Origin of the sequence: Streptomyces sp. MnatMP-M17, from assembly GCF_900091995.1 — a bacterium.
GTDB lineage: Bacteria > Actinomycetota > Actinomycetes > Streptomycetales > Streptomycetaceae > Streptomyces.
The window spans coordinates 1-11,901 of sequence record NZ_FMDK01000728.1; the positions used below are offsets into that span (position 1 = coordinate 1).

12 protein-coding genes are annotated in these 11,901 nt (G+C 70.8%); 4 read left to right on the top strand and 8 right to left on the bottom strand.

The genetic code is table 11. From position 1 onward, the window contains the following. Positions 1-2: 2 nt before the first annotated feature. The 4 genes from GA0115259_RS29255 to GA0115259_RS29270 all read right to left on the bottom strand — a co-directional run bounded on the left by GA0115259_RS29255 (position 3) and on the right by GA0115259_RS29270 (position 4,486). Positions 3-524, bottom strand: coding sequence for a DUF4232 domain-containing protein (locus GA0115259_RS29255; RefSeq protein WP_093602594.1), 522 nt, complete (start codon positions 522-524; stop codon positions 3-5). 174 nt (positions 525-698) lie between these two features. Then, on the bottom strand, positions 699-2,477 hold the full coding sequence (locus tag GA0115259_RS29260; protein ID WP_093602596.1) for a serine/threonine-protein kinase: 1,779 nt from the start codon (positions 2,475-2,477) through the stop codon (positions 699-701). Positions 2,478-2,510: 33 nt separating this feature from the next. Then, the gene (locus GA0115259_RS29265) at positions 2,511-3,629 is read right to left on the bottom strand and encodes an ABC-2 transporter permease (protein ID WP_370748645.1); all 1,119 of its coding nucleotides are present in this window, start codon (positions 3,627-3,629) and stop codon (positions 2,511-2,513) included. Between the two features lie 65 nt (positions 3,630-3,694). Next, positions 3,695-4,486 (bottom strand): sulfite exporter TauE/SafE family protein, encoded by a 792-nt coding sequence (locus GA0115259_RS29270; RefSeq protein WP_093602598.1) that lies wholly within the window; start codon positions 4,484-4,486, stop codon positions 3,695-3,697. Positions 4,487-4,659: 173 nt separating this feature from the next. Here GA0115259_RS29270 and GA0115259_RS29275 point away from each other — a divergent pair, with 173 nt between their 5' ends. Further along, positions 4,660-5,463 (top strand): SAM-dependent methyltransferase, encoded by an 804-nt coding sequence (locus GA0115259_RS29275; protein ID WP_093602600.1) that lies wholly within the window; start codon positions 4,660-4,662, stop codon positions 5,461-5,463. Between the two features lie 63 nt (positions 5,464-5,526). Here the strand turns inward: GA0115259_RS29275 and GA0115259_RS29280 are convergent, their stop codons facing one another. Further along, on the bottom strand, positions 5,527-6,204 hold the full coding sequence (locus tag GA0115259_RS29280) for a YoaK family protein (protein WP_141716732.1): 678 nt from the start codon (positions 6,202-6,204) through the stop codon (positions 5,527-5,529). 215 nt (positions 6,205-6,419) lie between these two features. Here GA0115259_RS29280 and GA0115259_RS29285 point away from each other — a divergent pair, with 215 nt between their 5' ends. Both GA0115259_RS29285 and GA0115259_RS29290 read left to right on the top strand, forming a co-directional pair. After that, complete coding sequence (locus GA0115259_RS29285; RefSeq protein ID WP_370748647.1) at positions 6,420-7,730, top strand: D-arabinono-1,4-lactone oxidase; 1,311 nt, start codon at positions 6,420-6,422, stop codon at positions 7,728-7,730. Positions 7,731-7,841: 111 nt separating this feature from the next. Further along, on the top strand, positions 7,842-8,810 hold the full coding sequence (locus GA0115259_RS29290) for a serine hydrolase (RefSeq protein WP_093602604.1): 969 nt from the start codon (positions 7,842-7,844) through the stop codon (positions 8,808-8,810). A gap of 13 nt (positions 8,811-8,823) precedes the next feature. Here the strand turns inward: GA0115259_RS29290 and GA0115259_RS29295 are convergent, their stop codons facing one another. Then, positions 8,824-9,729: a class I SAM-dependent methyltransferase gene (locus GA0115259_RS29295; protein WP_093602606.1), complete on the bottom strand. Its 906-nt coding sequence runs from the start codon at positions 9,727-9,729 to the stop codon at positions 8,824-8,826. A gap of 195 nt (positions 9,730-9,924) precedes the next feature. Between GA0115259_RS29295 and GA0115259_RS29300 the strand changes: the two genes are divergently transcribed. Beyond that, positions 9,925-10,419, top strand: coding sequence for a DUF5954 family protein (locus GA0115259_RS29300; RefSeq protein WP_093602608.1), 495 nt, complete (start codon positions 9,925-9,927; stop codon positions 10,417-10,419). Positions 10,420-10,506: 87 nt separating this feature from the next. Here the strand turns inward: GA0115259_RS29300 and GA0115259_RS29305 are convergent, their stop codons facing one another. Together GA0115259_RS29305 and GA0115259_RS29310 are read right to left on the bottom strand one after the other, a co-directional pair. Beyond that, positions 10,507-11,235, bottom strand: a complete 729-nt coding sequence (locus tag GA0115259_RS29305) for a class I SAM-dependent methyltransferase (RefSeq protein WP_093602610.1) — start codon at positions 11,233-11,235, stop codon at positions 10,507-10,509. Positions 11,236-11,343: 108 nt separating this feature from the next. Then, a partial coding sequence (locus GA0115259_RS29310) for a helix-turn-helix domain-containing protein (protein WP_141716733.1) occupies positions 11,344-11,901 on the bottom strand: 558 nt, incomplete at its 5' end.

Consider the following 11,901-nt stretch of genomic DNA (forward strand, 5'->3'; position numbering starts at 1 on the left):
TGTCAGCGCGTTGCGGCGGCGAGGGCCGCGTCCGCCTTGGCGCGGGTGGGCTGCCACAGCGTGGTGACGGGCTCCCAGACCCGGATGCCCCGAGGCGATCCCAGGGACGCGGCGGTGAACTCCTCGCCGTAGTGCGACGGATCGGCCGCCACCGTCAGGGAGGAGACCGTACGGCTTTCCTCGGCGGCCGGGTCGAGAGTGCGCACGGCGGCGTACGCGGAGCCTCCGGCGGCGAGCCGGTAGGGGGCGCTCTCCGACGGCGGTACGGGCTGGGCCGCGCCGTCCAGATCCCCGAAGGTGACGGTGGGGATGCGGTCGACGACGCAGGCGCGCCCGCTTCCGTTGGTGACGCTGATACGGACGACATGGGCCGTGGCGCCCCGGGCGGCGGTCACCTCGACCGAGCCCTGCTGACAGGTGGCGAGGGCCGCGGGCGCGGCGACGGCGGCCGACATGCCGGTACCGGCGAGAAGAAGGGCGAGAGCCGCTGCCGCCGGTGCGGCGAGGGCGGGACGGATACGCATGGAGGTTCCCCGTTTCGCGGTCGATCGATGAAGGGCGGCACAGCGTCGGACGCGTCCACGGCCGGTATGGGTCGTGCTGTGCCACTCGTCTGAAATGACACACGAAAGGGCCCGGTGGTTGTGCCCGAGGGCCGTGTTCGATCAGACGGTTCTCGACCGTCAGGGCCTAGGCACCTAGTCGCCGCGCGCGTACTTCTTGAGGACCTTGCCTGATCGGTCGGCGGCCAGATAGGCACCGCCGTAGTTGTCCGAGAGATAGACGAGCAGCACAGGCTGGTCGTCGGCGAAGGCCCACGATGGATCGATGAAGATGTAGCGATTGGTCGGCTTGTCGACACCGAGGTCCTTCTCGGCCTTGCTGAACAGACCTGGAAGGGCGTCCCAGTCGAAGGACAGGAGGTCGACGGTGCCCTCGCCGTCGGGCAGTGTGCCGCCCATATCCCTTTTGGTGACCTGGCCATCCCGGTAGTCGAACGAGTCGTACAGTTCCTTGCTCCCGGCGATGAGCGCGTCAGCCGAGGCATGGTCGCTGTAGAGGCTGAACTTGCTGACCTCCGTGCCGCCCATGACGGGTTTGAGCTTTCCGATCACCGCTCTGACGCCCGACGGTGTCAACAGGGACTCCTCGTCGGAGCCTTGGGGCGAGGTGACCGGATCGGAGGACTCCGAGGACCGTGGGGATGGATCGGCGGGGGCGCTGGTGCCCGGCCGGTCCGCGCCGGGGGTGTTGCCGTCGCCGCCCTTGTCGCCCTGCGACGGGAGCAGCGCCCAGATCAGCACTCCGGTCAGCCCGACGCCGACGACGGCCGCGGCGATCGGGACGAACGGAGGCCTGCGGGCGCCGCCCGCCAGGCGGGCCGGAGCGCCGGTGCCGGACACGGGTCCGGGACCAGACGCGGAGCCGCGCGGGGCCGGTGACGCGGGCGGCGTGAACAGATTCGCCGACGAGGGAAAGCCGGAATACGGCGACGCGGGTCGCTGCTCGTACCGCGACGGCGGTGTCAGCACCCGGGTGGCCGGAGTGGGAGGCGGTTGCTGAGGCGGCTGATGCGGAGTCACCGCGTCCGCCTTTTCCGGAACCACCGCGTCGGCCTCTCCCGGCGCGGAGCCGGGCCCGTCCACCACCGCGGTCAGCAGCCGGTCCAGTTCGGCCGCGTCGGGCCGTGCGTCCGGATCCCGGTCGAGCAGCGCCATCAGCACCGGGGCGAGTGCTCCGGCCCGGACGGGCGCGGGTATCTCCTCGTCGAGCACGGCGGCCAGCGTGGCCAGGGAGGTGGCCCGGCGCAGCGGATGCCGGCCCTCGACCGACACGTACATCAGCATGCCCAGCGACCACAGATCGGAGGCGGTACGGCTCTCGTCGCCGCGTATCCGCTCCGGCGCGATGTAGTCGGGAGAGCCGATGAGATCACCGGTGGCCGTCAGACCGGTGGCCTCGCGGAGCGCCGCGATACCGAAGTCCGTGAGCACCGGCCGGCCGTCCGGCCGCAGCAGGACATTGGCGGGCTTCACATCCCGGTGGTGGATGTCGGCCGCGTGCGCCGCGTGCAGCGCCGCCAGCACTCCGCGTCCGATCGTGGCGGCCTCGACGGGCGTCAACGTGCCCTCGGCGAGCCGCTCCTGGAGCGACTGGCCCGCCACCAGCTCCATGACGATCCAGGGATGGACCATCTCCGGCGAGTCCACGATGTGATGGATCGTCACCACGGCCGGATGATCGATCCTGGCCAGCGCCCTGGCCTCCCGCAGTACCCGTTCGCGCAGCAGCCTGGCCGCCGCCGGATCCGCCGCGAGCAGCGCGGGATCGGGCGGGCGTACCTCCTTGAGCGCCACCTCGCGGTGGAGCGCCAGATCAAGGGCGCGCCACACCATTCCCATACCGCCCGCGCCGAGCCGGCCGAGCAGCTCGAACCGGCCGTCGATCACGCGTCTTTCCTGGCCCCCTGCGTTCATGGCGCTCAGGGTACGAGCAGTGTGCCCGGCCGGTCACACCGCTCCCGCATCCTGGTCGCGTCCGGTGCCCTCCGGCGGTGGAGCGGCGTGCGCGGATGTACGCTCCCGTCGGCCGCCGGGATGGCGTTTGTGCCAGATCAGGAACACGGCCGTGGCCACCAGCGCCCAGCCCGCCAGCACGGCGAACGGGAACACATGCTGTGCGTCGCCGAAGTAGACGGCGGTGTGCTGGGCGTTGATCGAGGCGCCGGGCGGCAGCCAGCGGCCGATATGGCCCAGCAGGGACGGCAGCAGCGGCCAGGAGACGGCACCTCCGGAGGACGGATTGCCCAGCAGCACCATCAGTCCCCAGGTCGGGATCAACGCCCAGCGCCCGATCAGGGTGTGGAACATGGTGAAGACCATCCCGGTGGTGAACATCGTGAACGCCAGGATCAGCCAGGACTCGGCGAACGGGAAGCGGACCGCGCCCAGCCACCAGTCCACCACCGCGGCGATGGAGAAGCCGCCCAGCAGGGCGTAGACCACGATGCAGCCGATGCGCTCGCCAGGGTCGAGCGCTTTCGCGTGGACGGAGAGCTGAGTGGCGCCGACGAAGCCGAGGATCACGGCCGCGAGGGAGATGTAGAAGAGCGCGAGACCGCGCGGATCGCCTTTCTGGAGCGGTTTGACATCGCTGATCCGCACCGGGACACCGACGGACCTGGCCACCGCCGGCGCCGCTTCCGTGAGCACCTGTGCCACGGAGGCGCCGGCGGCGCTCGCCACGGCGAGATCGACCCGGCCGGGAAGCACGGTCAGGATCGCGAACACCTCCTGCTCCTCCACTCCGTGGCGCGCGGCGGCGCCCGTCGCGAAGGGATGGATTTCGAGCGAGGTGTTGAGCCGCTTCTCCATACCGTCCACAAAGGCGGTGGCGGCGCTGGTGTGCAGAGGGCCCACGACGGCGATGGGGATGCGGTGCGGTGTCGGGTTGGCCATGTTGTACGTGTACGAACCGGCGAAGAGCCCGGCCGCGGCGGCGACGATGACCGTCACGACGGTGGCCGGGAGGAAGGGCGAGGATCTGAAGGCGGCCCACCTCCCGGCCATGGTCCGGTGTCCGCCGTGCGTACCGCCCGAGCGGGCGTCACCTTCATGATCCTTACGCATGAAAGCACCGTAAGGCACTCATGTCGGAACCCCAGGGCGGATCCGGGCGGCAGGGCAGTGAGCGCTCAGCGCAGCAGCAGCTGAAGTCCGCCGAGCACGGTCGCTCCGATCACCAGGCGCTCGAAGAGCCGCTGGTCGATCCGGTTCACACAGACCTTGCCGATATAGGCGCCGGGCAGCACGAAGAGCACCAGGGCGGCGTCCAGCAGGAGCGAGTGGGCGTCGATCAGACCGAGTCCCACGCTGAACGGCACCTTCGAGGTGTTGACGATCAGGAAGAACCACGCCGAGGTGCCCAGGAAGCCGAGCTTCCGGAAGCCCGCGGAGAGCAGATACATCGACATGACCGGGCCGCCCGCGTTGGCCACCATCGTCGTGAACCCGCCGAGCACTCCGTACGAACGGGCCTTGAGGCGACCGCCCGACGGCCCCGGGCGATCCGTGTCGCCCGAGTCCTGGCCGGTGTCCGCCGTCTCCTTCGCACCGTCCGTTCCGCCGGCGCGCCGCCGCCAGACCGTGACTCCGGCCATCAGCAGCAGGATCGCCCCGATCGATGTACGGACGGCCGCGTCATCGGCCCAGAGCAGAAAGACCGTGCCCACCACGACGCCCGCGGCGACCGCCGGGAACAGCCGCCACAGAGTCGGCCAGTGGGCATGCCGCCGGTAGGTCAGTACGGCGAGCACATCGCCCATGATCAGCAGAGGCAGCAGCACTCCGGTCGAATCACGCGCGGGCAGCACGGCGGCGAACACGGCCAGACTGACCGTATTCGCACCGCTCACCGCGGTCTTCGAAAAGCCGACGAGCGCCGCCGCCAGGGCGAGCGCGGCGAATCCCCACCAAGTTATGTCCATGCCAACGTCTGATGGTATGCCCGGTGGGCCCGCCGCGAGCACAGCCTTTGGTACGAGGAGCACTTGACGGAGTGCGCGGAGTGCTGAGAGCGGCTCCGCGAGTGCGGTCGGGTGCGTACGCTGGGGCTGCCGCGAAGATCGCGTCGGGAGAACGGGCCGAGAGGGTGAATGTGATGAGTATGGAGCGTCCGCCGGAGTTCGATTCGGGCGTGGCCCATCCCGCCCGCGTGTACAACGCGTGGCTGGGCGGCAAGGACCACTATCCCGCCGATCTGGAGGCCGCCGAACTGGCCGCCGAGGCCAATCCCGGGATCGTTCCCTCCGTCCGCGCCAACCGCGCCTTCCTCGGCCGGACGGTCCGTCATCTCGCGGGCGAGGCCGGGATCCGGCAGTTCCTGGACATCGGCACCGGCATTCCCGCCGCGGACAACACCCATGAGGTCGCCCAGTCCGTCGCTGCGGAGTCCCGCGTCGTCTATGTGGACAACGACCGGATCGTGCTGGCCCACGCACGCGCCCTGCTCGTCGGCTCGGCCCAAGGGCGGACCGACTACATCGAGGCCGACGCCCGCGACGTGGAGACGATCCTCGCCGAGGCGCGGCGCACGCTGGACTTCAGCAGGCCCGTCGGGCTGATGCTCGTCGCGATCCTCCAGTACATCCCGGACGCCGACGATCCGTACGGTGTCGTCCGCCGGCTGCTCGACGCGCTGCCCTCCGGCAGCCATCTCGTGATCTCCCACCCGGCGTCCGACATCAGCGCCGCCGAGGTCGCCGAGTCGATGCGCGTCTACAACGAGCGCGCCGCCGCGCACGCCGCCGCCACACCTCGTACGCATGACCAGGTGGAACGTTTCTTCGACGGTACGGAACTGCTGGCGCCCGGTGTGGTGTCACTGCCGCGGTGGCGGCCGGGCCCGCACGACATACCGGCCGACGACATCCCGATGTGGAGCGGCGTCGGCCGCAAGCCGTAAGCGCCCGGTCCCGTACCCGGACCGTACGGATCAGGTCCGGCCGTACGGATCGAACCGTACGGATCAGTCGCGCGCGGCGGCCGTGCGCGTGGCGGGCGCCAGTGCGAAGACCACCGCGGCGCCCGTGACCGCCACGGCCGCGAGGCCGATGACTCCCGCCAAGGTCACCTGGAGCAGCAGCCCTCCGGTGGCCGCGCCCGTGAACACGGCCGCCACCGATCCCGCCCTGCGATGCGGCCTGGCCCCGGTGCCCGCGCCGAAGACACTCTGCGAGGTGAGCGCGGTGAGCGTCCTGGTGAGCACGGACGTGGTGAGATCCCGCGGCGCCAGAAGGCCGACCGTGGCGTTCTGGAGACCGCAACAGGCGCCGAGCAGCGCGACGATCAGCAGGGTGGCCCCGCCCTCGGCCGCCAGTACACCCGTGCCGACCAGTACGGCCGTCAGGGCAAGCAGGGCGGCCTGCCCGGCGAAGGCGGCGGCGAGCCAGAACCGGGGCCGCCGGCCGAAGTGCTTGTTGAGCCGGCCGCCGAGAAACGTGCCCAGGACGAAGGCCGTCAGGGCCACGACCGGACCGACCACCGACAAGTGGTGCGCCTTGGCGATGGAGAGCCCCAGAAAAACGACATTGCCTGTCATATTGGCGACGAAGACGTGTCCCAGCCGCAGATAGCTCACCGCGTCCACCAGACCGCTCGCGAAGGTCATGCTCAGCAGCGCTCCCACGGCCCACCGCCGCGCCACGGGAAACTCCTCCTCGGGCACAGGGACACCTACTTTCCACGCCGGAGCCGGCCGGGCCGCCTGGACGAGCCCACACCCTAGTCGCGGCACACTGCCCGCTCGTCCGCACCACGCGCATGTCAGAGTCCTGGCAGAGCAGAAAGGTTCTGGCAGCACGAGACCGTTCTGGCAGCACAAAAACGCAGGCAGTACGAAAACGCAGAAGGAGAAACCCAGTGCCCCACGCGTCCGGACACCCCGTCGCCCCCGATGACACCGCCATACCTCCGGTGGTGCGGAACTGGGCCGGCAACATCACCTTCAACGCGGCACGCGTGCACACGCCTCCCTCCATGGAACGGTTGCGGGAGATCGTCGCCGGAAGCAGCTCGGTGCGCGTACTGGGCAGCGGACATTCGTTCAACACGATCGCGGACACCCATGGCGATCTGATCTCGGTGGCCGGACTGCCCAGGACCGTGGAGGTCGACACGACGGCCGCCACGGTCACGGTCGGTGCCGGCCTGCGGTTCGCCGAGTTCACCGGCGCCGTGCACCGGGCCGGGCTGGCGCTGCACAACCTCGGCTCGCTCCCGCACATCTCCGTCGCCGGAGCCTGCGCCACCGGGACACACGGCTCCGGGACCGGCAACGGAAACCTGGCCTCTGCGGTCCGCGCGCTGGAACTCGTCACGGCCGACGGCGAACTGCTCACGCTCGCCCGGGGCGACGAGGACTTCGCGGGCGCGGTGGTCGCGCTGGGCGCGGCCGGTGTGGTCACCCGGATGACGCTCGATCTGGTGCCGGGACACGACTTCCGGCAGTGGGTGTACGAAGGACTCCCGTACGCGCGGCTGCGCGAGCGGTTCGACGACGTCCTGTCCGCCGCGTACAGCGTGAGCCTCTTCACGAGCTGGCGCACCGACCAGGTGGACCAGGTCTGGCTGAAGCAGCGGATCGGTGACGGCGATCCGGATCCCGCTCCGGAGACGTGGCTGGGCGCGGTGCTCGCGGACGGTCCGCGCCATCCGGTGCCCGGGATGGATGCCGGCACCTGCACCGTACAGTCGGGCGTTCCCGGGCCGTGGCACGAGCGGCTGCCGCACTTCCGGCCCGAGTTCACCCCGAGCAACGGCGACGAGTTGCAGAGCGAGTACTTCGTCGCGCGGGAGGACGGCCTCGCGGCCTTCGACGCGCTGACCGCGATCGGCGAGCGGATCGCGCCGCTCCTCCAGATCGGTGAGATCAGGACCGTCGCGGCCGACGACCTGTGGCTGAGCCCGGCGTACGGACGTGACTCGGTGGCCTTCCACTTCACCTGGCATCCCGACGAGGCCGCCCTGACACCGGTGCTGGCCGCCATCGAGGAGGCGCTGGCGCCCTTCGACGCCAGACCGCACTGGGGAAAGGTCTTCACCATGGGCCCGGAGCAGGTCAGCGGACTCTACGAGCGCTACACGGACTTCGAGGCGCTGACGGCGAAGCTCGATCCGCGCGGAGTGTTCCGCAACGATCTCATCGAGCGGTACTTTCCCGGCGGTCGCTGAGCCCGTCGGCGCCGGGCTGAGCCCCCCCGGCACCGGACCGGGCCCGGGTTCGTCACCGAGCTTTTACCTGGCACATAGCCACAGCTCAGATTTTGTTTCTACTCTCACGCCATGTCCCGGCACCGCATCGCTTCTCCGCACCCCGTCACCACCCTCCTTGTCGCCGGTTGGGTGGCGACGGGCGGCTTTCTCATGACCGCCGGCGGCGACGCGCCCGCCGTGCCGGGGTCCGACGCGCTCCTGGCGTCTCCCGGGCCCCGGCCGACGGCCGTGTCCCTGCCGTTGCCGCAAGCGATGGGCGTGCTGCGGTCCCGTGAGGTCAGCCGGGAGCCCGAGCCGGAGCCGACGGCCGATCCGGACGAGACGCTGGCCGCGCGGCTCGAACCGGTCGTGAAGTCCACCTCGGCCTCGTTCTCGGTGGCGGTGCTCGATCCCGAGGACGGCCGCACGGCGTCGTACGGTGTCCGCGCCGGGACCACGTACGACGCGGCGAGCATCGTCAAGGTCGACATCCTGGTGGCACTGCTGCTGCACGCGCAGGACGAGGACCGCCGGCTCACGGCGGGCGAGAGGGCCTACGCGAACTCGATGATCCGCGTCAGCGACAACGCCTCGGCCGACGCGCTGTGGACCGTGATCGGCGGCGCGCCGGGCCTGGACGCGGCGAACCGCAGACTGGGACTGACATCGACGACGGCGGGAGGCAACGGTCTGTGGGGACTGACCCAGACCACCGCCTCGGACCAGCTCGTCCTGCTCTCCGCCGTGTTCGGCGACGACTCCGCGTCCGACCTGAGCGCGGCCTCTCGCGCCTATGTACAGGAGCTGATGGCCGGGGTAGCGGCGGACCAGGACTGGGGCGTGTCGGCCGCGGGACCGGCGACCGGGCTCAAGAACGGCTGGCTCCCGCGGACCGCGACCGGGCTGTGGGACATCAACAGCATCGGGCGGATAACGGTCGACGGACACGGCTATCTGCTGGCGGTGCTGTCACGCGGCAGTGTCAGCAAGGAGGCAGGGATCGCGCTGGTGGAGAAGGCGGCGGGAACGGCGGTGCCGGCCCTGGGCGAGTCGGCGTAGCAGACCCGATGGCTCATCGCCTCGCGAAGCGCGTCAGCACGGTCATCGTCGGGCGGAGGTTCCGTACGACCGGCAGATGCCGCAGGACCGGCAGCACGGCGCCGTAGTACACGCCTCGGCCGCGCGGCAGCGGTATCTCGCGCACCTCCGTGATGTGCGGATGCGCGCCGTAGACCTTGCGCAGTTCACCCGCGTCCATGCCCCACGGCATCGGCGGGACGGCGAAGCCCTGGGCGGTTCTTATCCCGCCGTGTGTCGTACGGGCGCTGAACCACCTCGGCACCGCGTCGAAGACGAGCGCTCCGCCCGGGAAGTGCTCGGCGCAGGTGGCGATCACCTCCCGGACCTCGGGAGGCCGCAGATACATCAGCAGGCCCTGGGCGGTGACGAGCACACCGCGGGCGGTGTCGACCTGGTCGGGCCACGCCGGATCCAGGGCGGAGCACGCGAAGGTACGGCGCCGCTCACCGTCGGGCAGCAGCCGCAGCCGGACGGCCACGGTCTCCGGCAGATCCACGGTGAGCCAGCTCATCCGGCCGTTGTCCACCCGCCAGAACTGGGTCTCCAGACCTTCGCCCAGCGCGATGACCGTGCCGTCGGGACGCTCGGTGAGGAAGTGCCGTACGACGCCGTCGAAGGTACGGACGCGCAGGGCCTGGCCCTGCGCCAGGAACGGGCTGGGCGGGCCGAAGGTCTCGGCGAAGGGATAGTCGACGGCGTCGACAAGCTCGACCGCCTTCGGATCCTGGAACGCGGAGGTGGGATCGCGCGCGTCGCACGCGCGCTGGTACAGATTCCACAGCAGTGTCTCGGGAACGCCCTTGAGCGCGACGGGCACTCTGTCTCCGCGGCCTCTCCGCCCGTCCTTCCGAAGATCCTTCCGCCGGTTCTGCTCCTGGCGCCTCTCGTCGTCGTCCATGGCGCAACGCTCCCCGCGCTTGTTCGGCTGCCTCTGTGCCCCATATGCCTCCAGCACACCCATTCAACCGCGTCCCGCCTGCGGTTATGGCATCTCGGAGTGGCGGATTCGTATGACGGAAAGATGGCCGGATTTCCACCGGATGATCCTTGTATCCGTACCGCGCGGACCGCCGTCATACGGCACTCTGCTCGTATGAGCGCGAACTCGGACGAGACGGCGGACGGCTTATTCGACGAAGCGGCGGCGCGGCGGCTGCTGGAGCTGGGCGCACGCGAGGAGGCGCTGAGACGCGCCTTCCCGGTGGACGGTCCGGATGTGGATCCGGTGTCCGTCGCGCACTACACCGGATATGCCGCGATGCTCCATGAGGACCGCGGCTGGCGGCAGCTCTTTCCCGCCGTCGCCGCCGAGGAGGAGGCACGGCTGGATCTCCGTGATGTCCTGCTGGTACGGGCCGCGAACGGCGGTGAGCTGGGCCGGCGTTTCGCACGGGCCGCCGAGGCCGTCGCACGCGGTGAGGATCAGGTGATCATCGGCGAGGACGTCTACCGCGTCGTACGGATCGAGCAGACCGTCATCATGACCGCCCATGGCCCGCAGCCGCCGCGCCCGCACGATCAGGAGTTCCCCGAGGTGCTCGACGAGCGTCCCGGGCCGCGCGGTCCGGGACGGCCGCTGGACGACTGACCGCTGACAGACGGACGGACCGGCCACCGCACGACTGACCACTGGACCGCTGACCACTGGACGGCTGACCGGCCGCCCGGGCCCGGCTCATGCTCCGCGCGCGACCACCAGGGCGCAGCGAGGACTGCCGTCGGGCCGGCGGCCGAGATCGGACAAGGGCAGCAGACCGGTCGTGAATCCCGCACCGGCCAGTTCGTCCAGCACCTCCGGCAGCCGGAATGTGCGGTAGTACATGACGAACGGCGGATTCCAGAGCAGATTGCGCAGCCGCATCGCCGAGTCGAAACCCCAGAGTGCCCAGTAGAGCCGGGAGCCGACCCGGGGCGGCGCGGGCACGGGAAACACGAACAGACCGCCCGGCCGGAGAGCGGCACGCGCCTGGGCGAACACCGCTCGCCGCTCGGCCGGCAGGAAATGACCGAACGCACCGAAGCTCACGGCCAGATCGAACGCGGGCGCGAGAGGCAGGGCGCGCGCGTCGGCCCGTACCCACTCCACGGCCGGTTCGCCGGGAAGATCCGGCACCGCGGATCCGGCGGCGGCGAGCATGCCCGCGCTGAAGTCGACGCCGACGATCCTTTCGTCGCAGAGCCGCCGCAGCACGCCCATCCCGGCGCCGGTGCCGCAGCAGATGTCGAGTCCCGTACGGAACGGGCCGAGCGGCCGGACGGTACGCACCACGGCGTCCAGCACCTGATCCGGCGTACGGAACGGTGTCCGGTCGAACTTCGGCGCCAGCAGGTCATAGCCGTGCTCGACGGACGAAAGCGCCTGCACGGCGAGTTCGCGAAGGGTCGGGCCCTCAGGGGAGAACATCGTCGGCCAGCCTAACCACTCCCGGCCGCTGTTGTGTCCCTGCCCGCTGGACCGTCCGCCGTCCGCCTGCCTGCCGCACCGCCGCGCCGTCCGCCGCCGGGCCCGGGCTCACAGATGCTGATTGCGGTGGAGCCGCCACACGGTGAGGGCGAGCTGGAGGCGGAGCCGTCCGCGCGGCTCGTGCACCGGCCAGCCGAGCCAGTGCTCCGCCTGTGCCAGCCGGTCCTGGAGCGTGGAGTGGTGCATGGTCAGCTCCGCCGCCGCGGCCCGCAGACTCGTGGCGAAGGCGACCGCGTGGAGCGTCGACGCGGCCCAGGGAGCCGCCGCGACGGCGCGCTCCAGCGCCCGTACATCGGCGATCGGCTCCGTGCCGGGACCGACTGAGTCCGCCAGCAGGGTGAGACCGCCCAGTTCGTCCGCGTATACGGTCCTCGGGCCGGGGTCGTGCTCGTCGCCCTCCGCGGTGAACCGCAGGGCGGTCCGCGCGGCGGTCGCGGACGCCGGCAGATCGAGTACGGGCACGGCCGGACCGATCCCGGCGCGCCGGGAACCGGTGGAGGGCGTATGTGTACCGGTGGAGGGCATCGCCTCGACCACGGTCATGCCTCCCGCCGGCGCCACCGCGCGGGCGAGCGCCGTGTCCCGCAGACCGAGCCGGACGGCCGC

What these genes read in the sequence shown, in the direction of transcription:
- GA0115259_RS29265 (WP_370748645.1), bottom strand. Translation starts at nt 3,629, where the DNA reads ATGCGTAAGGATCATGAAGGTGACGCCCGCTCGGGCGGTACGCACGGC.
- GA0115259_RS29300 (WP_093602608.1), top strand. Translation starts at nt 9,925, where the DNA reads ATGAGCGCGAACTCGGACGAGACGGCGGACGGCTTATTCGACGAAGCG.
- GA0115259_RS29260 (WP_093602596.1), bottom strand. Translation starts at nt 2,477, where the DNA reads ATGAACGCAGGGGGCCAGGAAAGACGCGTGATCGACGGCCGGTTCGAG.
- GA0115259_RS29275 (WP_093602600.1), top strand. Translation starts at nt 4,660, where the DNA reads ATGAGTATGGAGCGTCCGCCGGAGTTCGATTCGGGCGTGGCCCATCCC.
- GA0115259_RS29255 (WP_093602594.1), bottom strand. Translation starts at nt 524, where the DNA reads ATGCGTATCCGTCCCGCCCTCGCCGCACCGGCGGCAGCGGCTCTCGCC.
- GA0115259_RS29270 (WP_093602598.1), bottom strand. Translation starts at nt 4,486, where the DNA reads ATGGACATAACTTGGTGGGGATTCGCCGCGCTCGCCCTGGCGGCGGCG.
- GA0115259_RS29305 (WP_093602610.1), bottom strand. Translation starts at nt 11,235, where the DNA reads ATGTTCTCCCCTGAGGGCCCGACCCTTCGCGAACTCGCCGTGCAGGCG.
- GA0115259_RS29290 (WP_093602604.1), top strand. Translation starts at nt 7,842, where the DNA reads ATGTCCCGGCACCGCATCGCTTCTCCGCACCCCGTCACCACCCTCCTT.
- GA0115259_RS29295 (WP_093602606.1), bottom strand. Translation starts at nt 9,729, where the DNA reads ATGGACGACGACGAGAGGCGCCAGGAGCAGAACCGGCGGAAGGATCTT.